21 protein-coding genes are annotated in these 24512 nt (G+C 61.1%); 6 read left to right on the forward strand and 15 right to left on the reverse strand.

The features are described from left to right. Positions 1-3: 3 nt before the first annotated feature. From xrtA to ACYQ1P_RS15720, 3 genes are all read right to left on the reverse strand, one after another. Positions 4-1533 (reverse strand): exosortase A, encoded by a 1530-nt coding sequence (gene xrtA / locus ACYQ1P_RS15710; protein WP_460021287.1) that lies wholly within the window; start codon positions 1531-1533, stop codon positions 4-6. 44 nt (positions 1534-1577) lie between these two features. Beyond that, positions 1578-2549, reverse strand: a complete 972-nt coding sequence (locus ACYQ1P_RS15715) for an XrtA-associated tyrosine autokinase (RefSeq protein WP_460021288.1) — start codon at positions 2547-2549, stop codon at positions 1578-1580. 63 nt (positions 2550-2612) lie between these two features. Further along, positions 2613-4220 carry an XrtA system polysaccharide chain length determinant gene (locus ACYQ1P_RS15720; protein WP_460021289.1) on the reverse strand — a complete coding sequence of 536 codons (1608 nt, stop codon included), beginning with the start codon at positions 4218-4220 and terminating at the stop codon, positions 2613-2615. Positions 4221-4497: 277 nt separating this feature from the next. On the opposite strand from ACYQ1P_RS15720, the gene ACYQ1P_RS15725 reads away from it, so the two are divergent. From ACYQ1P_RS15725 to ACYQ1P_RS15750, 6 genes are all read left to right on the forward strand, one after another. After that, complete coding sequence (locus ACYQ1P_RS15725; protein WP_460021290.1) at positions 4498-5127, forward strand: XrtA/PEP-CTERM system exopolysaccharide export protein; 630 nt, start codon at positions 4498-4500, stop codon at positions 5125-5127. Between the two features lie 156 nt (positions 5128-5283). Continuing rightward, a complete protein-coding gene (locus tag ACYQ1P_RS15730; protein WP_460021291.1) occupies positions 5284-6753 on the forward strand; it encodes a TIGR03016 family PEP-CTERM system-associated outer membrane protein in 1470 nt (489 codons plus the stop codon). A gap of 6 nt (positions 6754-6759) precedes the next feature. Next, positions 6760-7818, forward strand: coding sequence for an XrtA/PEP-CTERM system-associated ATPase (locus ACYQ1P_RS15735; RefSeq protein WP_460021292.1), 1059 nt, complete (start codon positions 6760-6762; stop codon positions 7816-7818). Beyond that, a complete protein-coding gene (locus ACYQ1P_RS15740) occupies positions 7815-8711 on the forward strand; it encodes an XrtA system polysaccharide deacetylase (RefSeq protein WP_460021293.1) in 897 nt (298 codons plus the stop codon). Before ACYQ1P_RS15735 ends, ACYQ1P_RS15740 begins: the two co-directional genes overlap by 4 nt. An 8-nt stretch (positions 8712-8719) precedes the next feature. Then, positions 8720-9751 carry a FemAB family XrtA/PEP-CTERM system-associated protein gene (locus tag ACYQ1P_RS15745; protein ID WP_460021294.1) on the forward strand — a complete coding sequence of 344 codons (1032 nt, stop codon included), beginning with the start codon at positions 8720-8722 and terminating at the stop codon, positions 9749-9751. 22 nt (positions 9752-9773) lie between these two features. After that, positions 9774-10514, forward strand: coding sequence for a YdcF family protein (locus tag ACYQ1P_RS15750; protein ID WP_460021295.1), 741 nt, complete (start codon positions 9774-9776; stop codon positions 10512-10514). Here the strand turns inward: ACYQ1P_RS15750 and ACYQ1P_RS15755 are convergent. The 12 genes from ACYQ1P_RS15755 to ACYQ1P_RS15810 form a co-directional block, all read right to left on the reverse strand. After that, positions 10508-11713: a TIGR03087 family PEP-CTERM/XrtA system glycosyltransferase gene (locus ACYQ1P_RS15755; RefSeq protein ID WP_460021296.1), complete on the reverse strand. Its 1206-nt coding sequence runs from the start codon at positions 11711-11713 to the stop codon at positions 10508-10510. The two genes, ACYQ1P_RS15750 and ACYQ1P_RS15755, sit on opposite strands and share 7 nt — an antisense overlap. Before the next feature lie 31 nt (positions 11714-11744). After that, entirely contained in the window at positions 11745-13031 is a 1287-nt protein-coding gene (locus ACYQ1P_RS15760) for a nucleotide sugar dehydrogenase (protein ID WP_460021297.1), read from the reverse strand. Next, positions 13032-14045 (reverse strand): NAD-dependent epimerase, encoded by a 1014-nt coding sequence (locus ACYQ1P_RS15765; RefSeq protein WP_460021298.1) that lies wholly within the window; start codon positions 14043-14045, stop codon positions 13032-13034. 116 nt (positions 14046-14161) lie between these two features. Continuing rightward, positions 14162-15523 carry a PEP-CTERM-box response regulator transcription factor gene (gene prsR / locus ACYQ1P_RS15770; protein ID WP_460021299.1) on the reverse strand — a complete coding sequence of 454 codons (1362 nt, stop codon included), beginning with the start codon at positions 15521-15523 and terminating at the stop codon, positions 14162-14164. A gap of 39 nt (positions 15524-15562) precedes the next feature. Continuing rightward, positions 15563-17701 carry an XrtA/PEP-CTERM system histidine kinase PrsK gene (gene prsK, locus ACYQ1P_RS15775; RefSeq protein WP_460021300.1) on the reverse strand — a complete coding sequence of 713 codons (2139 nt, stop codon included), beginning with the start codon at positions 17699-17701 and terminating at the stop codon, positions 15563-15565. 63 nt (positions 17702-17764) lie between these two features. After that, complete coding sequence (locus ACYQ1P_RS15780) at positions 17765-18868, reverse strand: nucleotidyltransferase domain-containing protein (RefSeq protein WP_460021301.1); 1104 nt, start codon at positions 18866-18868, stop codon at positions 17765-17767. 13 nt (positions 18869-18881) lie between these two features. Further along, entirely contained in the window at positions 18882-19787 is a 906-nt protein-coding gene (locus tag ACYQ1P_RS15785) for an HprK-related kinase A (protein ID WP_460021302.1), read from the reverse strand. Further along, positions 19784-20098 (reverse strand): HPr-rel-A system PqqD family peptide chaperone, encoded by a 315-nt coding sequence (locus tag ACYQ1P_RS15790; protein WP_460021303.1) that lies wholly within the window; start codon positions 20096-20098, stop codon positions 19784-19786. The genes ACYQ1P_RS15785 and ACYQ1P_RS15790 overlap by 4 nt, the downstream gene beginning before the upstream one ends. 62 nt (positions 20099-20160) lie before the next feature. Then, positions 20161-20727, reverse strand: coding sequence for a hypothetical protein (locus ACYQ1P_RS15795; protein ID WP_460021304.1), 567 nt, complete (start codon positions 20725-20727; stop codon positions 20161-20163). Positions 20728-20981: 254 nt separating this feature from the next. Beyond that, positions 20982-22007 (reverse strand): polysaccharide deacetylase family protein, encoded by a 1026-nt coding sequence (locus ACYQ1P_RS15800; protein ID WP_460021305.1) that lies wholly within the window; start codon positions 22005-22007, stop codon positions 20982-20984. 89 nt (positions 22008-22096) lie between these two features. Continuing rightward, positions 22097-23350, reverse strand: coding sequence for a right-handed parallel beta-helix repeat-containing protein (locus tag ACYQ1P_RS15805; RefSeq protein WP_460021306.1), 1254 nt, complete (start codon positions 23348-23350; stop codon positions 22097-22099). A 16-nt stretch (positions 23351-23366) separates the two neighbouring features. After that, a complete protein-coding gene (locus ACYQ1P_RS15810) occupies positions 23367-24290 on the reverse strand; it encodes a PEP-CTERM sorting domain-containing protein (RefSeq protein ID WP_460021307.1) in 924 nt (307 codons plus the stop codon). Positions 24291-24512 lie beyond the last annotated feature (222 nt).

Here is a 24512-nt window from a genome sequence, read left to right on the forward strand (position 1 = left end):
CGCTTAGGGCAATCCGGCCGCCGAGCGCAACGCGGGCTCCAGTCCCGCGCTGTCTACCAGGAACCGTTCGAGAGTCTTGGTCGCCGCACCGGGCGTTTCCCAATAGGGCGCCGACACCACCACAACCGCCGCTGCGGGGGTCCCGCCCAGGAGCGTCGCCCGGGCCTGTAACAGCTTGGCCCACCAGGGCTTGTCGGTAAAGGACTGGTCAACCCAAAACGTCTTCCAGGCCACCCGATGCCCATGCACCGAACGCAGGGTCATTTGCTGGAAGGCCATCGACCGGTCGCCAACTTGCACCTGGGCGCGACCGACACCGGCGCGCCGCCAGGTCTTGTCCAGCATCCGATTGTCATGGCTCACCGCCTCGGCATTCTCCCGCTGACGCGCATAATAGGCGATATAGACATCGACCATATGCTCACCGTCTGAAAACTGCCAACGTGCTTCGCCATCGGGGTTAGAAAACGCCAGATGCCAGCCGGGCGGTTCTGCCTCCACCAACCGCCAGGGAGACGGCAGACGGGGCGGTTCGAAAAGCGGTGCCGCCTTGGCCGTCCGGGCCATGGCATAGGACGCAAAAGCCGGAGCCACCGCCGCCAGAGCGAGCGCCAGCAGCCCCAGCACCAGCACCAGGGTCGTTGAGGATGGCCGTGGACCGAACAGCGCCGAGCCCCGCTCGACGGAGATAAGGGGCATCTCTTCGCGGAACTGCCAGCCGATAGCGATGAGAATCACCGTGATCAGGGAAAAGAACACCCAGCCATAAATCAGATGATCGACGCCCAGCGCGAATTCCCGGTCGGTGAGATGGGCCAGCATGACGATCCCGTAAGCCCGGATGCCATTGGCGACAATCGGGAAAGTGAGCGCCAACAAGATGAACCCCAACCGCCGCAGGGGGGAGCGAAAGAGCATGTTCGCCCCTAACACACCCAAAGCCGCCGAAGCGGTGAAGAAGCGCAGGCCGGAACAGGCTTCGGCCACTTCGAAATCGCCACTGGGAATACTGATCAGAACGCCGTCCGCATAGACCGGAATGCCCGTGATTTCCAGGCCCCAGACCAGAATTTTGGCGGTGATGTCCTGCATCGGTGGCACCATGAATTCCCCGAACGGGATGGCGAACCAGGCGAAAAACAGTGGAAAGGCCATGCGCCAAACCACCTGAGGCCCCAGCAACAACAACACGAAGGATTCAACCAGCCCCAGAAAGCCGACCTGTTGTACCAGCAAGGTGCCGGTCACCTGCCCCAATAACCAAACCGCCGCACTCCCGACGACCAGAATCAAGGCCCAGGGCGTGACCACCGGCAGGGTGCGGGCCAATTCGCTGCGCCGTTCCCAGATCAGATAGGCGACCACCGGCAGGATGGCGAACCCGTGGTTGAAGGAAGACGAGGTGGCCCAGACATGGACGGTGGCGCGTGCCGTTTCAAAAAACAGCGCGGTCAGGGCCAGCACCCCCAGGAGCGCCACTCCATAGGCAGACTGACGCGCCCCTGAGTTCACCGTTCCGCCGGCGTCGGCCATCTTCCCCACCTTGATCGTGCTCCTTTTGGACTCTCCAGCGAGAGTCAGTCGTCGCCCGCGTAGTAGTTGCCGTAGTAACCGGGACCGCCATGCCCCCCCGCCAACCGGGTGCGGGCCTTGTTGAGCACCAGGTTGATGTGCTCGCAGGAATCCAGCATATCCAATGCACCAAGCACTTCCACGTCCTTGGTGCGTTCGAATTCGACCACCAGAACGATTTGTCCCACATGTTTGAGCAAGGCCCCGCCCTCGCTGCTCGCCAGCACCGGGGCGGTGTCGAAGATGATGACCCGGTTGCGATAGCGCATGGCAATCTCATTGATCACTTGTCCGGCCCGCTCACTGGCCAGAAGCTCCGTGCCCATGGCATGGGGACGACCGGCCGGGATAATCGAGAGGTTGGGAATATTGGTCCGCAACAGCACATCGGCCACGTCCAGTTCATCATTGTCGAGCAAATCGACCAATCCCTTGTCGGTCTTCAGACCGATGGTCGCCATCACGTTGGGGCGGCTGAGATCCGCATCGACCAGCAAGACGTAGACATCCCGTTCCTTGGCGATGCTCATGGCCAGATTGACCGAGGTATAGGTCTTGCCCTCGCCGGGGATGGCACTGGTCACCATGAGCAGGTTGCCATCCTTGATCGCCTCATCCCCGGTGGCGAAGGCCCGCAACAGCAACGGCCGCTTGATCATCCTGAATTCTTCGGTCATCCGGGACCGCTCGCCGCGCGAGGTGATCATGCCCTTTTCGGCCAGCCCGTCGAGATCAATGGTGATCTGCTTGATCGACGGGCGGGAATCATCCTGCGGCTCGACCGGCGGCAGGGGGGCCGAGGGCGCCGCCGGGGCGGGCGGTGCCGCTGCCTCGGCCCTGGGCTTGGGCTGAGCCTGCTTGCTCTGCGTCTCCTCGTCGCGCACCGATTTTTTGGGCTTGGACGAAAAATCCAGTGCGCCGCCCGCCAAGCGTTCGGCGGCGCGCTCGATCAGAGAAGGTCCTTTTTTCCGCTCCATGTGCTCGACGCTCTCTCGGTTAATTCACTCAATGGCCCGCCCCTTCGGGAACGGGACTGGCTGTCACTTCAGGATATTGCTTACCGGCCCGGGAAGCTTGTTCAAAAGCTGTTCCTTGAAATCCTTGGGGATGGCATTCACCAAGCCCACGTTCCGCTCAACAACCATCAGCCCCACATAAATCGCTCCCAACAGCCAGATGGCGGAGACGAACGCAATGAGATGCAGATTCCGGTGGGATTTGACTCCCTTGGGCTGGCTCATGGACACCATGCCCAGGACCGGACGACCGGTCACCTGGGCCAATCGTAGGGTGCTGGGGAAGGTGGTTTGCAGACTGACAAACAGGCCGACCAGCCCCAAACCGGCTCCAAAACCAACCACCAGCACCACGGTCAACACCAAGGAGCGCTTCAATCCCGTCGGAATGACCGGCAGGGTCGGCGGCTCGACGATGCGGAACTGCACCTTTTCGGCCTTGGTTTCCTGACTTTCAGACATGATGGCGGCTTCCTTGCGGGACAGCAACTCCTCATAGTTCTTGCGGCTCAGTTCATAATCCCGGGTCAGGCGGTCCAGTTCGCTCTCCACCTCCGGCACCATGTTGGCCTTTTGCTCAAGCTCGGTCTTCTTTTCCTTCTGCCGCTTCACTTTGGCTTCGAGACTGGCCACATCGGTCTGAGCCGAGACCAGTTGCATCTTGATGCTCTGGAAGACCTCGTTGGGGCGTCTGGCGATGGCCGGGCCGGACCCCGGTCCGCCCGTCGCCGCCGCCACGCGCTCGGCTTCCAGTTCCTTTTTCAGATCGTCGATCAGGCGCTGGGCGGCCTGCACGTCGGGATGGTTTTTGGTATACTTGAGCAACAAGTCATCCAGGCGGTGCTGCATGTCCAGCAAGCGCGCCGCCGTTCCCGAAGGCGGGCCACCGCCGGTGATGTTGTCATCATATTCCACATATTCGGGAACGCCGGCCAATTGACGCTTGATCTCGCCCACCCGTGTTTCGCTATCGGCGAGTTCGGCTTGCAGCCTGGTCAATTCGTCGCGCGCCGAGCTCAAGTAATCGTAGTAGTTGGAACTGCCCGGCAACAGGTCAATATTGGCCTGCTTGAAACGGGCCAGCCGTTGTTCGGCGGTGGTCATCTGCTCTTCGTAGATCCGCACCTGTTCGTCAATGAACTGCCGCGCCGAGTCCAATTCCTTGCGGCTGTTGCCCAGATTGCCCTCGACGAAAATACTGATCAACGCCTGCACGACCTTGTAGGCGACTTCCGGGATCGGGTCCGTGTAGGTGATCAGAAACAGATTGGTGCGCTGCGCCGTGACCTTGACGTGTTCCTGCAACCCCTGAATCAGCTCTTCCGTATCGGTGTCGTTCTTCGCCGCAATATCCAGATCGGTCATGCGGATGACCTTCTCCAGATTCGGGCGGCTGAGAAGCGTCCGGTGCATGATTTCAATCTGTTGCAGATTGTTGGTCTCGACGGTCAACCCCTGCAGCAACGGCCGCAACATGCTGTCCGTATCGACGACGATTCGCGCCTTCGATTCATACTTGTCGGGAATGAAGGCCACAATCGGCCAGCCGATGAGGCAGACCAGCCAGGCGACCCATACAACATGCCACCGCCGCCGCCAAATTGCAGGAATGTAGGAAAGAATTTGATCCATTATATCGCTTTACACTTCGGGAACCCGGCCAACGCCGACCTTATCCAATCCTGGCCGGAAGCCACTGCGCGCGCAATCTAACATCGTTTTCGGTCCCATGGCGAACGTTTCCTGAAGGCCGTTGATCTTCACGCAGTTCACCGGATTCTTTGCACGATGGCAACAGTCTGTGACCAATATGGCACGTATGGCCCGGTTGACACATGTAGCTATTGCGCCCCACCGTCGTCTATATAATACTGCGGTCTGGTTTTCACAACTGTCCGGACCAGATGTCGTGCGCAGCTATTTCATTGGAACAAAAGCCCTTCGTCACATAGCGGTCGCCCTGGTGGGCCTGATCTTGGTCTCCTGCTCGCCCTATGATGATGCCCCCGATGTTTCGCAAAAAGTCGGCGAACAGCCCATGTATCGTATCGGCGCGACCGATATGTTGCAGATCTTCGTCTGGCGCAATCCGGAGCTTTCGACCACCATTCCGGTCCGCCCCGATGGTCTGATCTCGGTGCCGTTGATCGAGGATCTCCAGGCGGCGGGCAAGACCTCCACCGAACTGGCCAGGGACATTGAAAAGGTCCTGTCCGAATATGTACAGAACCCCATCGTTACGGTCATTGTGACCGGGTTCGTCGGACCGTTCAATCAGCAGGTCCGCGTGGTCGGCGAGGCCGCCAAGCCGCAAGCCATTCCCTTCCGTGAACGCATGACGGTTCTCGACGTGCTGATCGAGGTCGGCGGCTTGACTGAATTCGCTTCCGGAAATCGGGCCGTTCTGGTGCGCCAGAAGGGAGACGAAAAGGAGAGTTTCCGGGTCCGTCTCGACGACCTGATGAAGGAAGGCGACATGAGCGCCAACGTGGAGATGCTTCCCGGCGACGTGATCATCGTTCCGCAGGCTTGGTTCTGAGCCTCACGGTAAGGAGTGCGTGGGCGTCCGGCGCGTTTTGCGACCGGGCGTCTTTACGAACAGGGCATGCGGAAGTCTTGAGGCGATGGGATGACAAGGGCGTCTGATATAGGGAGAATCGGCAGGCGGGAGAGGCTTTTCCCGGGCCTGAGCCGGATGCCGACACCCCGGATTGCCGCGCCGCTGCTGGGCGGCTTCGGCGCCGTTCTGCTGCTCACGCTCCCCGCCCCCGGGGAAGCCCGCTGGGATATCGTGACCACCGTTTCGACCGAGGAATCCTTTACCGACAACGCCAATTCCTCCAACACCAACCGGGCCACCGATTTCGTCAACACCACTGATGCCGGGATCAGCCTCAAGGGCACCGGTGGCCGGTCCGCCGCCACGGTGGGATACGACATCTCCCGCGACACCTATGCCCGCAACCGGGAACTCAACGGCTTCCGTCATGAATTGCTGGGCCTGGGCAACATCGATATCGTGCCCGATTATGTCTCGCTGGATGGTCGGGCTTCGCTCAGCGAGCAATATGTGTCGCAGTCCGGCACCACCACGGCCACCGACCGCACCACATCGACCAACCGCACGCGCATCCTCAATTATTCCGTGGCCCCGACGTTCAAGCATGGCAACGACGGCTGGGCCGATTCGGTCCTGACCTATCGGCTCAACGGCACACGTTTCATGGCCACCGGCACCGACACCGGAACCGGGGACGGCGGATTGGGCAATACCCTGACCCATGAGATTCTTTCCAGCCTGGAAAGCGGCCGTCGTTTCAGCGTTCTGACCTGGAAGGTCGATGCCACGACGCTGGTCTCCATGAATCAGGGCCAATTCGCCTCACGCCGCGATGTGACCGAAGCCAATGCCACCTACCGGCTGTCGCCCTACGTGAGCCTGCTCGCCACCACCGGTTTCGAGAAGTTCAAGGACAAGGGCAGCACCGACAAGGCCAATAACGGGCTGTTCTGGTCCACGGGCCTGCGCCTGACCCCCGGCCCCAAGACCGACATCGGCATTGAGTACGGCAAGCGCTACAACAACAAGAGCTTTTCCGGCGACGTGCAATATCGGCTGTCCCCCCAGACCACCCTCAAAGGGGCCTACACGGCCGATTTCTCGACCCAGCAGATTGCCCTTTCCAATAGCCTGAACAATCTGACCACCGATGCCGACGGCAATATCATCGACGCCACCACGGGCCTGTCGGTCGATCCCAACGACCTGCAAACGGATCTGGTGGAATCCTCGTTCAAATCGCAGACGCTCAATCTCGGGCTCACCGGCATCCGTGGGCGCAGCACCTTCAATGCCGGGGTGAACATCACCAAGCGCACCTTCAGTGGCGTCTCCGGCGGGTCGGACAGCAGTCTCAGCCTGACCGGCTCCTGGACCCGGCAGATCAACCGTCAGATGTCGCTCAATCTCAACGGCAATTTCTCCCGCAGTTCGTCGAGCAGCAGCGGCACCAGCAAGACCATCAACGGTCAGGCCAAGTTGAGCTACGATCTGAACGATACCCTCAGCGCCTCGGCCCAATACGCCCGCCTGTATCAGAATACCCAGGGTTCTGCCGCGACCAAGGAAAACACGGTCTCTGTCAGCCTGCGCAAGGAGTTCTGATTTCCCATGTATGTCGAATTCTTCGGGCTCAAGGGACCACCGTTCCAGCTCACCCCCGACCCGCGCTTTTTCTTCGGCAGTACGGTTCATAACCGCGCCAAGGCCTATCTGTCCTACGGTCTCACCCAGGGCGAGGGTTTCATCGTCATCACCGGCGACGTGGGGGCCGGGAAAACCACCCTGTTGGCCCACCTGATGTCCCACATGGACAGCGAGCGCTACAAGACCGGGACCATCGTCACCACCCGCTTCAACGCCGACGACACCCTTTACATGACGGCCTCGGTGTTCGGCATCCCCCACGAAGGGCTGACCAAACCGGCTCTTCTGGAGCGCATCCAGCGGTTCCTGGCCGATAATCTGAGCGAGGGAAAGCGCACCATTTTGGTGGTCGATGAGGCCCAGAACCTGACCTTCGACGCGCTGGAAGAATTGCGCATGCTGTCCAATCTGCAAGTGGGCAACGAGGTCCCCTTGCAGAGCATCCTGGTCGGCCAGCCGCAATTCCGCCGCACCATCGCCAGCCCGGATCTGGAGCAGCTTCGCCAACGGGTCATCGCCTCCTACCACCTGGGACCGGTGGACGCCGAGGAAACCAAGGCCTATGTGCAGCATCGCCTGCATGCGGTGGATTGGAACAACGACCCCGAAATTACCGAAGACGCTTTCGAGGCCATTTACGAGCGCACCGGCGGCGTGCCGCGCCGCATCAACGTGCTGTGTTCGCGACTGTTGCTGTTCGGCTGCCTGGAAGAATTGCACAAGATCACCGGCGAGGACGTCCAGCAGGTGGCCGAGGACCTGGAACTGGAACGCGACAGCGGCTTCGAACCGGACCCGGAACCACAGCCCGAGCCCGTCGCCACGGTTTCCAACGTCGCGTCCCTTGATTCCGAGGCACTGCGTGAACAAGTCCATGCCATGAAGGAATTGCGGCTGCGCGTGGAGGCCATCGAGGATCTGCTCGACTTGCACGACAAGGCCCTGCGCCGCGCCCTGAGGACCTTCTCCGATTACCTGCGAACCCTGGACGATGAAGTGGGAAAGAGGCGCAAGGGCACATGAGCACGGCACCGGGCACGGACGACAAACGCCCTCTCGTCAATGCCATGACCATTGACGTGGAGGACTATTTCCAGGTCCAGGCCTTTGCCAAACGGGTGTCGCGGGAAGATTGGGACGGCTTTCCGAGCCGGGTGGTGGACAATACGGTGCGCGCCCTGGACTTGTATGCCGAAACCGGAACCAAGGCGACGTTTTTCACCCTCGGATGGGTGGCCGAACGGTTTCCGCAGTTGGTGCGCCGCATCGTCGACGAGGGACACGAACTGGCCAGCCACGGCTGGGCGCATTTCCTGGTGACCGACCAGTCTCCCGAGCAGTTCCGCGACGATATCCGCCGCACCAAGGCTTTGCTGGAGGATGTCGGCGGCACCCGGGTGACCGGTTATCGGGCGGCGACCTTCTCTATCGGTCGTCATAATCTCTGGGCGTTCGATGTGCTGGCCGAGGAGGGCTACGCCTACAGTTCCTCCATTTATCCCATTGCCCATGACCTCTATGGCATGCCCGAGGCACCGCGCTTTGCTTTCCAGCCGACGGCGGCCAAGATCCGTGAAATTCCGCTAACTACCCTGCGTCTGGGTAGCCGCAACCTGCCCTGCTCCGGCGGCGGCTATTTCCGGTTATTGCCCTATGCGGTGTCCCGGCAGGCCATGCGGCGGGTCAATCGCGACGACCGGCAGCCGTGCATTTTTTATTATCATCCCTGGGAATTGGACCCCGACCAGCCGCGCATGGACGGCTTGTCGGCCAAATCCAGGTTTCGTCACTATCTCAACCTGCATCGGATGGAACATCGGCTGCGGCGATTGCTGGCCGACTTCAAATGGGATCGCATGGACCGGGTCTTCATGGGTGCGGAATCTCCTTCCAGAAACCAGGGCCAGCCAGACTAGGGGGACTCATGTATCGGGTATTGGAACTGGACGCCGCCAACGCCGGGCGCTGGGACGCCTTCGTCGAAAGCTGTCCGGAAGCCACCTTTTTTCACAAGGCGGGCTGGAAGCGGGTGATCGAGGACAGCTTCCGTCAGCGGGGGCATTTCCTCTATGCGGAAAAGGAGGACGGCGAGATTGGCGGCGTGTTGCCTCTGGTGAATGTAAAAAGCCCGCTGTTCGGCAACCGACTGGTTTCCAATGCTTTTTGTGTCGATGGTTCGCCTGCGGTGATTGATGAAGAGGCGCGCAAAGTCCTCGACGAAGCCGCCGTGGCGCTGCTGAACAGCGTGAGCGCCGACTATATCGAATATCGCAATCCGCAGGTGGAACGTCCCGGCTGGCAACGCAAGGAGGGCCTGTACGCCACCTTCGACCGCCCCATGGAAGCCGAGGAGGACGCCTGCCTGACCCAGATCCCGCGCAAGCAGCGGGCGGTGGTGCGCAAGGCCCTGAAATCCGAATTGACCGATACCGTCGATGACTCGATCAATGATTTCTATAGCCTCTATTCGGCCAGCATGCGCAACCTGGGCACGCCGGTTTTCGGCAAGAAATATATCGCCAACCTGATGCAAGAGTTCGCCGATTGCGCCGATATCGTAACCGTGCGGCTGAACGGCAAGCCCTTGTCGAGCGTGCTTAACTTCTATTTCCGCGATCGGGTGATGCCCTATTATACCGGCGCGGACTTCGAAGCCCGCAAGCTGGGGGCCGCCGACCTGATGTATTTCCGGGTCATGCGTCGGGCCGTGGAAAAAGGATTCACAGTATTTGATTTCGGACGCAGCAAAGTCGGCACCGGCCCCTATTCCTTCAAAAAGAATTGGGGATTCGAACCGCAGCCCCTGGTGCTGGATTTCCTCATGAAAGGCGATCAGCCGATGCCCGACGTCAACCCCAACAATCCGAAATACAAGCTGATGATTTCCGTATGGCAGAAACTGCCGCTGCCGGTCGCCAACCTCATCGGCCCGTTCATCGGCCGTCAGGTCGGTTGAGCGGTCGCCCGGCGGTGCGCCGATGACATTCCTGATCCATCTTCTGATGCCCCCAGGATTGCTGGTCACCCTGCTGCTGCTCGGTCTGGTGCTGGCTCTGGGCCACAAGAGGTGGCGGAGACGATATCTCGGACTATCCTTTGTTTGCGGACTTTTGCTCTATCTTTTATCGCTGAACGTGGTGGCGTTGCCCCTGTTGGTCGCCCTGCAAAAGGATGCGCCCGCCCCTTCCGGCGCGACCCCGCAGGCGGTGGTCATCCTCAGCGCCGGGGTCTATGAAAGCACGCCCGAGCATCCGCGGGAGGAAATCGGCGGCCTGACCCTGGAACGGCTGTATCAGGGCGCCGTCCTGGCCCGCCAACAGGATCTGCCGATTCTAGTGACCGGAGGGGTGGCTAAAAACTTCACCTTGTCCCGGGCATCCTTGATGAATCGCGCCCTGAATGAAGGATTCGGTTTATCGGCCCGTTGGCAAGAGGACCGCTCGACCACCACCTTTGAAAACGCGCTCTACAGCGCGCCCCTGTTACAGGCGGCAGGAATCACGCGGATCTATTTAGTCAGTCACGGCTGGCACCTGCCGCGGGCCCGCGAGGCCTTCGAAGCGCAGGGTCTGGAAGTGACGCCGGTGGCGGTGGGGATGTTAGCTTTGTCCTGGTCGGAGCCCTCGGATTATCTGCCCCGGGGCAAGGCGCTGCAACAAAGCGACTATGCCCTGCACGAATGGCTGGGTCGACTCTGGTATCAACTGGCCTATTACTGAAACAACTGATCGAACTGGGCCAGCTTGGCCGACCAGCTATAGCGTTCGATGACCCGCGCCCGGGCGGCGGCACCCATGGCCTGAGCCTCGGTGGAATGGATGGCCCCCAATACCGCCTCGGCAATGGCCTGGGTGCTATTGGCCAACAGCAGATGCTGTCCGGGTCCGGCATCGATTCCTTCCAGCCCCTGGGCCGTGGTGACCGTCGGGCGGCCCATGGCCATGGCTTCCAGGACCTTGTTCTGGATACCCCGGGCAATGCGCATGGGGGCCACGGCCACCGCCGCATGGGCGATATAGGGCCTCACGTCGGGCACCCGCCCAGTGACCATGACACCGGGCCGTTCACCGAGCTTGCGCACTTCCGGCGTCGGGCTGCCGCCGACGATGGCGAACAGCGCCTCGGAATGACGTTTGCGGATTTTCGGGAAAATCTCCTGCGCGAACCAACCCACCGCATCCACATTGGGCCAGTAATCCATGGCCCCGGTAAAGCACAGGGCGGGACCGATCCCGTCATAGGGGTCCGGATAGGCATGTTCCGGTGAAAAATAGGCCGCATCAATGCCATTGGCGATTCCCAACGTCTTTCCCGCCGCCTGGGGAACCAGTTGTTGAAACAACTCGGCTTCCGGGGTCGAAACAAAGACACTGGCCGAGGCGGCCTCGGCTACCCGGGCGTCAAAGCTCAACAGAGTCCGGCTTTCGCGCCGATAGACCCAGCTCATGGGCCAGGAGACCGTATCGGCATATTGCCGCCACTTGTCGGAATCCACATCGACGAAATCCATCACCAGACGGGCGCCACGCGCCGGAGCGTCGAGCACATATTGGGCCATGGCCGAGGAATAGACGAACACGTTGGCCGGCTTGACCTCATCCATCACACGGTTCACCCAGCCCGCCATATCCGCATCGCGATAGTAGGGCAGGGTCAGGGCCTCGCCACGCAGCAATCCCTGGAGCAATTCGGCAATCTTATCCCGCTTCGACCCCAGACGGACGAAATGGCTGTCGGCGCAGAGCTCCCGGAGCACCGGCACATGCGCCCAATCCTCCTCGGCGTCGATGAAGCAGCCCAGATGCACCCGATAGCGGCCACATTCCACCAGATGGCGCAGGATATTGAACGAGCGAATCTTATCGCCCTTGTCGGGGGGGTAGGGAATCCGCTGGCTCAGAAAAAGAAGGTCCGTCACCTGATCCGTCATCGCCTTCCCGCCCTCTTCCTCATACGCGCCAGAGATCGACCCCATCGGGGCGTGTGTTGCGATCCAGAACGGCCCGCACATCGACCACCAGCCCCCGCCCGTTCTTGAGGGTCGCGGTGAGCAGTTCCCAACCCCGCGCCACATAGCTGGCATGGGGCACGGCGAGAATCACCGCATCGGCAGGCAGCAGATCCGCCTCCGAGGCCAAGGTCAGCCCGTATTCCTCGCGCACTTCCTCGGGATCGGCCAGAGGATCGAGCAACTGCACCATATAGCCCACGTCCTGGAGGTCCTTGACGATATCCAGCACCCGGGTATTGCGGATATCGGGCACGTCCTGCTTGAAGGTCATGCCGAGCACGGTGACCACCGCGCCCGATCCGACCCCAGCCCGCAGCAGGCGCTTGATGGTCGTATCGGCGATCCAGGCTCCCATGCCGTCATTGATCCGCCGCCCGGCCAGGATGACCTGCGGGATATAGCCCGATGCCTCGGCGCGATAGGTCAGGTAATAAGGGTCGATGCCGATGCAATGCCCGCCCACCAGGCCGGGGGTGAAGGGCAGGAAATTCCATTTGGTGCCCGCCGCCGCCAGCACGTCCTGGGTATCAATGCCGAGCCGGTTAAAGATCAACGCCAGTTCATTCATCAGGGCGATATTGAGATCGCGCTGGGTATTCTCGATCACCTTGGCCGCTTCCGCTGCCTTGATGCTGCCGGTGCGATGCACCCCCGCCTTGACCACGCTGCCATAGACCGCCGCGACAATTTCCAGGGTCGCCGCATCCTGGCCGGAAACCACTTTGATGATGGTCTCGAAGCGATGCTCCTTGTCGCCCGGATTGATGCGCTCGGGGGAATAGCCGACGGTGAAATCGACCCCACAACGCAGGCCTGATTCCGCTTCCAGCATGGGCACGCAAACGTCCTCGGTCACCCCTGGATAGACCGTGGATTCATAGACCACCACATCACCCGGCTTGAGCTGTTGGCCGATGGTCCGCGAGGCGGCGAGCACCGGCGACAAATCCGGCCGCTTGTCGGCGGTGATCGGTGTCGGCACGGCGACGATATGGAAGTCGGCCTGCCGTAGATCAACCGGATTGTCGGTTAGCAACAGATCGGCGGCGCGCAGGTCCTCGGCTTCCACTTCGCCGGTAGAATCGGAACCGCCGCGCAATTCCGCCACCCGGTGCGGATTGATATCGAAAGCCACCACTGGCCCGGCGGAGCGCCCGAAGGCCACCGCCACCGGCAGCCCCACATAGCCCAGGCCGATGACGGAAATGCGCCGATTATGGCCCACTTATTTGACCCCATAATAGTCTTTGAACCAGGCGACGAAGCGGGCCACGCCCTCTTCCACCGAGGTATCGGGGCGATAACCCACATCGGCCACCAGATCGTCCACATCGGCCCAGGTCGCAGCCACGTCACCGGGCTGCATGGGCAACATGTTTTTCTCCGCCACCCGGCCCAGGTTCTGTTCCAGCAGTTCGATATATTTCATCAATTCGACCGGCTTGTTGTTGCCGATATTGTAAATGCGGAAGGGCGCGGTGACGCTGCGCGACGGGTCCGGCTCGTCGCCGCCAGCCGCCGGGTCTGCCGTCGGCACGGTGTCGAGCACGCGAATCACCCCGTCCACGATATCGTCCACATAGGTGAAATCGCGCTGCATCTGGCCGTGGTTGAACACGTTGATCGGACGACCCTCGATGATCGCCTGGGCGAAATTGAACAGCGCCATGTCCGGCCGGCCCCAGGGGCCGTAAACCGTAAAGAACCGCAGGCCGGTGGACGGAATGCCGAACAGGTGGCTGTAGGTATGGGCCATCACCTCGTTGGCCTTCTTGCTCGCCGCATAGAGGCTGATCGGATGATCGACCCGGTCATGCACCGAAAACGGCATCCGCGTGTTGGTGCCATAGACCGAGCTGGACGAGGCATAAACCAGATGTTCGACCTTGGCGGCGCGACAGCCTTCGAGGATGTTGGCGAAACCAACGATGTTGGTATCCACATAGGCCGACGGATTCTCGATGCTGTAGCGCACCCCGGCCTGGGCCGCCAGATTGATCACCCGGTCCGGCTTTTCCGCCGCGAAAAGGGCGGCCATGGCTTCCCGGTCCTCGATGCTGATGCGCGAGGACGTGAAATGGGGGTGATCGGCAAACTGCGCCTCCCGGGCCTTCTTGAGGTTCACGTCGTAATAGTCGTTCAGATTGTCGATGCCGACCACATGATCGCCACGTTCGAGCAGCCGCATGGCCACAAAACTGCCGATGAACCCGGCGCTGCCGGTAATAAGAACCTTCATGGGTCGCGCTTCCTCTTGTGTGGTACCCGTTTCGTCGAGCGCCCCTCGCATCGAGCGCCCCTTGATTGGTCGGCAGGGTACCGAAAGTTGGGGGCCGGTAAAAGGCGGAAATAACGTTACGTTTTAATGTTCAGGGTCTTCATCAGGCCATACAGGGTGGGACGGCTCACGCCGAGCAGCTTGGCCGCCGCAGAGACATTGTTGTCGTTCAGTTCCAGGGCCTGCATGACCAGATTGTATTCGGCCTTTTCCCGAACGTCCTTGAGGGTCGGGAAGCCGGTGGTGGACTCGCTCACTTCCAGGTTCAGATCCTGCTCGGTGATCAATTTGGCATCGGCCAGCACCACCGCCCGCTTGACCCGGTTTTCCAACTCGCGCACGTTGCCCGGCCAGTCGTAGGAACTGATGGCCGCCAGCGCGCCGCTGGTGAACCCCTTGACCGGACGGTCCAACTCCTTGGCGAACTTGTCGAGGAAGAATTTGGCCAGCACCTCCTTGTCGCCGCTGCGGTCGCGCAGGGCCGGGATGGTGACGTTGACCTCGTCCAATCGGTAATAGAGGTCCTCGCGGAATCGCCCATCGGCGATCATTTCCCGCATGGGCTGGTTGGTTGCTGAAACAACCCGCACGTCGACCTTGATCTCGGTGCGTCCCCCGATGCGGTCGATCACCCGGTTTTGCAGGAAACGCAGCATCTTGGATTGCAGGTTCAGGGGCATATCCCCGATTTCATCGAGAAACAGGGTGCCCTTGTTGGCCGCCTCCACCTTGCCGATGGTCTGTTTGTGCGCCCCCGTGAAGGCCCCCTTCTCGTAGCCGAACAGCTCGCTTTCCAACAGGTGCTCGGGAATGGCGGCACAGTTGATGGCGATATAGGGGCCTTTGCGGCGCGGGCTCAACTCGTGCAGGGCGCGGGCCATCAGGTCCTTGCCAGTCCCGCTCTCGCCCATGATCAGCACAGATACATCGGACGGTGCCAGACGCTCGACCATCTGACAGGCTTCGAGCATCTCGGGACTCCCGGCGATCACCCCGCCCAGGGGCGTGTCCTTGCGTTCGTTGGCAAAGCGTTGGTTTTCCCGTTCCAGGTCATACAGATACTGGGCACGCCGCATGATCATGCGCAATTCGTCAATATCCACCGGCTTGGGGTAGAAATCGTAGGCCCCCAGACTCACCGCCTTGAGGGCGTTGTTGCGGTCCTCGTTGCCGCTGGCGATGATGACCTTGGTCAACGGGCGGAAGGTGAGGATTTCCTCCAGCGTCGCCAAACCCTCGCTGGCCCCGTTGGGGTCCGGCGGCAGCCCCAGATCCAGCACCACGATGGAAGGTTCCTCTTTGCGCAGGGTGGTCATGGCGTCCTTGCGGTTGCCGGCCACCAGAACTTCAAAATCCTCGTCATCGGCCAGGGCCCAGCGCATCTGGCTGCGCAGCCCATCGTCGTCTTCGACGATCATCGCCTTGTATTTCGCGACCATGCCATCTCCCAAGTCTCCGTGTCCTTCCTCTCACCCCGGTCAGGAGGCGGGGAGGATCATCTGCATTTTTGTGCCGTGGCCCGGTGCCGTCACCACTTCCAAACGTCCGCCCATCTCGGTCACCATCTGACGAGTCTGAAAGGCCCCCAAACCATACCCTGCATCCTTCGCCGTCTCCAGGGGTCGAAATAATTTTTCTCGCACGAATGCCGGGTCCATGCCCGGTCCATCGTCGGCCACCTCGACCACCACCTGCCCGCCCGTCCGGCGCGAACTCAAGGACACATGCCCTGTCTCTCCCGCCGCCTCCAGGGCATTTTGCAGCAAATGATTCAGCGCCGCCGTCATTTTTTCCACCGGGATCAAACGATCCACCGATAAATCCAGATCCAGATGAAGGTCCGGCTTCTGCTTCCGCCAATGGCAGGCGACCCGGTTCAGCACATCGTTGAGCGGCAGTCGGTCGGCCTCCGGGGCGGCCAACTCCCTCACCGCCGTTGTTCCCTCGTCGGCCTCTTCCGCCGCGTTGCCCGCCTTGAACTGGGCCAGCAATTCCTTCATACGGACCACCGAATTGCGCACGGTCATCTGCATGTCCTTCTGGAATTCCGGATCATGCCCGTGTTTTTCGGCATTCTGTAGCATCAGCGACATCTGGCTGACCAGATTCTTGATATCGTGAACGATGAACGCCGAACGCCGGTTGAAAGCCTCCAGCCGCCGGGCGTCGGACAGGGCGCTGATCGCATGCTCCTCGGCCAGATATCCCGCCGCCTGCCGTCCCACGGTCTTCAACAGATCCAAGGTTTCCCAGTCCAGCTTCAGTTCGGCCCGCGGCACCCCAAGAACCAGGAAGGCCCACAGCGCCTCGCGATGGAACAGCGGCAGGACAATCTGGGCGCGCGGATGCTGCAACAGCCAGTCGGGGGGCTCCAGACCGTCATAACTGCCCGGATCGGCGCGATAGTCTGAGAGGTCCACCACCCACTTGGTTTCCCGCAAATAGTCGATCATCGGCGCATCGGCGGACAGCCCGGGGAATTCCTCTCCGGCCAGCGGCCCCTTCATGTGCCAACGGGCCGTGGGCAGGAAGGCATTGTCGTTTTCCCGATACACCCAGATGCCGCTGGCCGTGCAATCGACGATATCGGCCACAGCGCGGATGATCCGCCCATGCAGATTGCTGCCCTCCGTATCGTCCGACACCGTATGGGTAAAGCGCAGCCAGACTTCCCGGTAGTCGTGGGTATATTGGAAAAAATGCTTGCTGATCCAGACCCGCACCCGAGCCCGGACAGCACCGGAGGAAAACAGCAGCAGGGTGATCAGCAGCGCTCCGATGAGAAACACGATCTGGAGCATCGGCCCCCAGCTCTGTTCCACATAGCGCACCAGATAGCCGACGCCCGCCATCAGCAGCAAATAAAGACCGGAGCCGACCAGCGCCGCCGAATGAAAGACCACCCGCCGGGACAGGTGAATTTCCACCTTCCAGTCCTTGATCCGCCCCACCGAAATACCAATCAGCGGCACCGCGAACGCATCTACAAACCCGCGCGCCAGGTACAGATTGCTGTCGAGGCGCTGGAACAGGGTCGCATCGGCGTATAGAAAGAAATCGTAGCCGAACAAGGTGGCCAGACCGAAGCACAGATGCTTGACCGCCCAGCGCCCCTCCTCGTCGGCGTTGCGATAGAGATTTTCCACCAGCAGCAGCCCCAACACCGGCAGCGCCACGTGGGCCACCCGGGAAACCAGGGCATAATGCTGTTGCAGCGCCGGAAACATCTCCGTCAGCACCATGGCATGATACAGGAATATGGGCACCACTGCGGCCACCCCGGCGATGAAAAACACCATCAGCGTGAACCGATGTCCCCGATCTCCATGCTTGTGGACCCGCAGCAACTGGCCGAGAAAGAACAGCCACCCCAGGTCGCGCAGAATCTCGGTGGTGAAGGGCAATAACGACGAGGAACTGTTGAACAGCCCGTAGGCGACCATGGCCGCCCAACCGGCGGTGACTCCACAGGCCAGAGCCAGCAGTCCCTTGCGCCGCCACTCGGCGCGGCTGACCCCGACCAGCACCATGAGTCCCAGAAAGGCAATGGCACTGAGAAGATATCCAACGGTGCCCAAACCACCGTAGACCGCGCCAAGGGTCTCTTGAAGGTGCACGCCCTGCTCTCCCGCCATTGCTTATCAGCGTCACAATGCCAGATGTCGCCCGTCCGTTCGACCTCAAAGTATGCCGCCCGGCTCCTCCGAGGGTGGGAAGACCCAGCGCAGGGTCTTGCGCAGCAAATGTGGAATCAGCAAATGCGGCGGCATCCTGAGATGATGAGCCCGCACGTAAAGAGCGCTCAGGGCGAGGCCAGTCCAGGGGCCGCGACACAACTCGTGGGGCGGCCGCAGGGCCTGATCGAACAGCACCGCCATCAGCGGACGCAACACCGGCCCCGGTCGCCCCGCCTGGGCCTGTTCAAGCACCGCCTCGGGCACCGGTGTATGCAGCAGCCGAATCAGGTGGGTCAAGGCGTAGTAAAGGGGTCGGCGCAGGTCCAGTTCCTCGGCCCGTGGCACCAATCCCTCCCAGAATCCCGGCTCCGTCCCAAAGTGGCGCAGCAGCAGATCCATGTCGGACAGATCGCGCACCGCCCGTTCGAAGTCGCCCTCGGAAAACAGGTGCACGGCGCTGTGCAGCAGCATGTCCTTGGGAGCCAGCATCCATACCCCCGGCCAATCGGCAACCGGCACCGCCTGATCGCGCAGCTTGCGGGCGACAATATCGACCCGTGCCGTTTCCGGCAGAATGGTGTGATGCACATCGAGCATGGATTTGCGTCGAAGATGGGTCACCGGCGGAATCTGGTGCATCCAGGTGCGGTAATATTTCTCGTCATAGGGGTGCAGCTTGCCATGCACCCACCCGGCCTTGAACAGGGCGGATTCCGTCGTACCCAGCAGTTCCTTGCGGACCAGAAAGTCGATATCGGTGAATTTCCGGCCCCGCGCCGCCGGCAACCCGGCCGCCACATAGGCCGCTCCCTTCAGCAGAATCGGCGGAATCTGCTCGTCGTCCAGGGCCTCCATGATCTTGCGCAATTCGAAACGCACGTCGCGGGCCTGTTTTTCCGCCATCACCCGGTCATTGGTCAGATGCAATCGCGGCCGTTCCGGCACCCGGTCGAGCACACCCGCCGCCTCGATCAGCGCACAAAGCCGGGCCAGCACATCGGCGCGGCGGGCCAGACGGATCACCGGGTCCCACGCCGCCAGGGACAGGTCGGCGGCCCGTTCGGGCTGGCGCATGAGCGCGAAAAGCGGATTGTCCGCAGTCGTCATCTGATCCCCAAGGTCATGATGCCAGGGCGGCGAAAGTGCGTTCGGCGTCGTCCAGGTCACCATAGACGAAATCGTAGCAATCGGCACGGTCGATGAGTTGGGTTAACGCCGTAAAGCCTTGCTGACCCAAGGTACTGTAATTGATCGCGTTGGTCCCCACCTCGATGCAGGTCTGTCCTTTGGAGCGCGGGCTCAGTTGGGCCGTGGCCCCCGCTTCGTAGCGCGGAAAGATCACCCAGGCTGGCATGGCCCGATCCTGCTTGCGCATCACGCTGTCGGTGGGCGCTTTCATCAAGGCCACCGTGCCCTTGCCGGTGTCGTGGACCGGATCGGAAAATACGCTTTGCGGGGCGAAGGCGCGGATGATGTCGATGGACTTGTTTTTCAGGCTGACCGGCCGCACCAGGGGGCTCAGGGACCCATCCTGTAGCGAAATCAACGCCAGTTCATCGGAAAACAGCCGCCAGCCCCGATGCACCAGGGCGGCACAGAGGGTGCTCTTTCCCGAGCCGGGCGGGGCGGGCAGGATGGCCACCCGGCCGTTGCGCTCAATGGCGGCGGCATGCAGAATCAGGAAATGATTGCCTTGCAGGTTGGCGCACCAGTTCAGCCCCCATTCCAGCAATGGCAGGGCCTGCGCCTGAGGCAGGGTATTGAAGGGCGACCAGCCGTCGAAGGAAAAGGCCACCTGGGGCCGAATCCAGTGGCGGATGCCCGGCACGGGTTGCACGGTGATATGGAAATCGGCAAATCCGTCGTCGTCCTCCACCGGATAATCCGCATAGAGGGTCGCCACCCCGTCGTGGATCAACGACAGGGAGGAGCGCAGGCGCATGATGAATGGCCCGGTCCGTAGGGGCAGACCGTCGCCTGCCATCCGGCGCACCAGCTCCGCATGGGAAAGATCGGACAGCCTCATGGATTGAGCTCCAGCACCAGCAGATCCATGCGCCGGAAGCGGGCCAGCACGGCCTCCAGCCAGCCCTCGAAGTCTTCCTGCTCGTCGTCCTGGACGGCCAGTCTTTCCGCCAGTTGACGGGCAAAATCGGCGCGCCGACACAGACCCCCCATCTGTTCGAGACAGGTCAGCGCTTCGGCGGCATTGGCTTCGAGAAGATGGGTATGGCCGGAGGCGTCGTCATAGACGACCACTTCATCCTCCCAGCGTTTCCAGGATAACCGGCCCATCAGCCGCACGGCAACTTGTGACGGCGTGTCCGGGCCTGGCATCGTCGGCATCCCACAGGCAAAGGAACGGGGCGACCGTCAACCCGCCGCCCCGATTGAAAAGATCAATGGAAGGTCATCTGAATGAAGGAAACCACGGTCTGCGGGTCCCAATTGATGCCCGCCGACGGATTGACGTAGCGTCCGTTGAGCACGATCTGCCGTCCCATGTCGGCCACCTGGGCCTGGGTCATCACGTATTCCACACCGGCTTCCAGACCGCTGGCATTCAGATAGGCCGCGACAATATGCGCGCCGAACTGATAGCGGTCATCGTAGCCTTGCAGCGGCAGAACTTCACAGAAGGTTTTGTCGGCATTCCAGGAACCATTCCCGCCCTTCCACACGCCCCCAAAGGTGGCCGAGAAGGACCATTTGCCCCAGGTCTGGGTGGCCGCGTTTCTGGCCTTGCACTGCGGATTCTTCCAGCCGCCCGGCGACAGCCCGGAGCAGCTCTCATTCCGCGTGCCCGACCGAGTCACATCGGCCAGGGTCGAGGCATAGGCCGACGGGGTACAAACCTCGGCAAACGCCGACCGGCTGGCCAGACTCATCACCACCGGCGCGGAGATCAAGGCCCCGCCCCCGGTCAGAAAGCGGCGGCGCAGGTTCAGTTTCGAACCAGCGTCCATCCGAGGAAGACCCTCCGCATCCGTCAGTTCGGTCCCAATTTCGGGATTCGGCGTCTGTGATGTATCTTTGGTTTTCATATCTGGGCCGCTCACTAAAATTCAGATCAAAGTATCTCTAGCACACAACCAAGCAAAAATCACACCACTTTTATCAACCATTTATAAAACATGGATAAATTACCACCGTCTCAGGCCAGCCGCAGGCCATAGTGACAAGAATCCCGACAGTTTGCAGCCCCCTATTCGAGGCGATTTTACACTTTACCGTCTGGCCCCTGGCGCGGGCTGGCGGCCAGGGCGCGGATTTCCGTCAAGGTTGCGGGCCGCCCCCCCATTTCGCCGAAAAACAGTTCGAATACCTGCCGGAAGCGATCGAGAAAAACCGTCAGGTCGGCGGCTGTCCGCACGTATGGCGTGTGCCCCGGCTCCAACGATGGGCTATGATAGGTAAAACTGAACACCCGATGCCCCTGGGCCAGCATGGCGCGCAGCAATCGGCAGAGCGCCGCCGCCGGATAGCCCTCCGGCGACAGACGAATCCGTTCGACCAGACCGCTCCGGGCCAGAATTCCGGGCAGTCGGAAGCCCATGCCCAGCGGTGTCGCGGCCCGTTGATACAGATTGTGCCCGCGCTCCCCGAGCAGCCCTGCATAGCCCACGGTCAACGGCACCTCGAACAGCGCGCCCTGCGGTCCGAACCAGTAGGGATTGATCGGACAGGCCGAAAAATCAGGTCCGCCCTTGGGCTTGAAGTTGGTCAACGGGACGACGCTGGCATCAATCTGATAGCCCAACTCGGCCAGAATGCCCGGCGTCGCGGGGCCGACCCCGTAACGCCCCGCCTTGTAAACAACCGGCTTGAAGCCGAAGGCCCGGTCGAGGGCCTCGGTCAGATGCCTCAGCTTTTCGCGCTCCAAGTGCGGTGCCAGATTGCCTGGAAATGAGGTGAATTCATTGACTTTTTCATCATGGGGCGGATTGACCCAGGGTTGCAGATGAGCCCCGATCTCACACAGGCCGGACTGATAAAATTCCTTGAGGGGGGCCGCCCCTTCGGGTTGGCTGGCCACCGGATAATCGACCACGAAAGTCGGTCGCAACCCGTATTTCTCAAAAATCCGGATCGCCCGTTCCTGGTGACGCATGGCCGTGACCCCGGTATTTTCGCGGTCAAAGGGCCGGGTCCAATCGAACTCCTCCTCCGTATCCACAACCACCGCCAATAACGGCGGCGTATCCGGGGGTAGAACGGCGGCAATCCGTTCCTGGGAATTCAACATGGACTCTCTCTGACCAAGCTAAGGGTGGGTCATCCTAGCATGGTGATTCTGCTTCTCCCAGGGTTCGCAGCCCCTTCCACGGGAAAAATTCATTCTATTTCATGGGCTCCCACATCCAGACGCCCCCGCCGGGGTCGCGTCTGAATATGAAGGGGATGCGCATATTCCTCTATCGGGTCCAGCGACCACCCTGCCCGCTGCCCCAACAAGACTCCCCCGTTGCGTCCCTCGGCAGGCGTGAAAAATGTCGGATCGTCCAAGCCGACCCCGTCGCCCGGCCCGGCCAGTTGAAGGTTATTGCGGCTCTCGCCGGGACCGATCAGAATTTTTCCCGACCCGAGAAACAGATTATTGGCCAGATAGGCCGCCTGGGTGCCGTGATTCTGGATAAAGACGCCCCTGGTCCGCTGATTCACCAGGGTATTATTGACCATCATCAGATTCTGTTCCGGGTTGGGGCGGCGTTCGGCGGCAAAGCTCACGGCGGTCTGGTTCACCGCCTTTGGCCCCTGCTGAAATTCATTGCCCATCACCAGCGCCGTGCCGCCGTTGGGCAGGTCGAGCAGATAGCTGGAATTGCCGTCGGCCCCATCGGCCAGACGGTTGTAGGCGATCACAGTGGTCAAGGCCCGGCTTTTGACCGCATGACCGACCCTGGCGCGATGACTGTAACTGCCGCGCAGGGTGAACCGCCGCACCTTGTTGATATAGATGTTGTGGGTATAGCCCCGGCCGAAGCCGTTGTGGTCGAACTCGCTGAACTCGACCAGGATGTCGCTGTCTGGATTGTCGCCGGCCAGGATACCGTTTTCGTTATCCCGAAACAGACAGTGGCGGACCGTCAGGTTGGCCCCTTCCTGACGGATTCCCGCCCCGTTGCGGTCCCTCACCGTGGCCTTGAAAAAACCGATATGCTCGACGGTGGTATTGTTGCCTCGAATGACCCAAATGGCCTTGCCCTGGGCCGATTTGCCGTCCGCCTCCAGGCGCGCCATGCCGCCGACCCCCACCAGGGTCAGATTGTCGGCTTTCCAGACCGCCACATCCCCCACATAGGTCCCGGCGTCGATGGCCACCGTATCGCCATCCCGGGCAATTTTCGCTGCGTCACTGGGGGTCTTGTAGCGTCGCGACGGTCCCACCTCCAGCAACCGGGGCCGGGTCAGTCGCGTATCCGGCTTGAATGTGGGCGCGGCGGGCAAAAAGACCGCACCGCTCTCCGGCAGGCCGCGCGGTTCCGCTGCCGCTGCGTCCCCCATTGCTCCAACGACGAAAAGCACCAAAAGCAAATGCCGCCAACGGGTGGCGGCATTGGGAACCTGTCGCGACAGGTTGCAATTCAAACCGGAAGATCCGGCTTCAGATCAGGGCGCGGCGGCGCAGGACCAGCAGCAGACCCAGACCGAAGCCGAACAGGGCCAGGGTGCCGGGCTCGGGAACCTGACCGGGGGTATTGTCCACATGACGGTGACCGGTGATGTTGTCGATGGCCCCGGAGCCGCCCATTTCGATGCGCAGCTTCTTGACGCCTTCCACATTGAAGGTCATCCGGTTCCAGCCATTGTCGCCGGTGCTGACCATCTGCCAATGATCTTCGTCCGTATCCGGATTGTCGATGGCATACTGACCGCCGCCGGTGGTGTCCTCGCCGCCGGTTGTGCCCGCAGAGTCGGTCCAGAAATAGATCTCGGCGTTTTGATTGTTTTCGGCATTCTCGATGTCGAAGAAATCAATGCTGGTGATATCGACCAGTTCGGAGAATTCGAATTCAAAATAGCCCGCCGCGCGACCACCCTCGTCATCAGGATAGTTGCAGACGCCGTCGCCGCAATAATAATTATTTTCCTGGATGATCAGCACGTTACCCGGATTGTAGCCGTGGTTCGGATTGGTGTCGTACGAATTCCCATCGAAACCGGCCCACAGATCCCGGTCGCGGGGATTGCACCGATCCCGATCCGGGGAGTCCACCGTGGTGTCGAAGATCACACCATAGCCGAAGCTCTGATTGTAGTTATGGGTGGTGACTGTCACCCCCACGTCGCCGGACAGACCGGGCAGGCCGTTGTAGCCGCCAGCCAAAGAATATTCGTTGTCGATGATCTGACCATGGCGAAGATTGCCCACATAGGCATCATCCTCGAAGCCAATGGCGAAGGAGCCGTCGCCGGAATCCGGGAGCTCGGTGGGGCTGCTGTAATCGGTGCTGTGGCACGCCTGCGCACCGCCCGCCATCAACAGGGAGAGCGCACAACCCGCCACGATGGTACCAAATTTAGACATTGCCCTGTCCCTTTCGAACAAATTTCATAAACCCGGGTCTCAAAAAAACACCTGATGGCCCCGACATGCCACTACTCTAGCAATCCCCATGCCATAACAAATTAATACTGACATTACAAGGGATTGATCCTCCGCCTGTGAAATGATCCCGGCGCCCGGGAGACTGGTTTGTAAAGCATTTCGACACTTCCTTTCAAGTGGCGGACGCATCCAAGAGAAATC

The sequence above is a fragment of the Magnetospira thiophila genome (assembly GCF_054657015.1).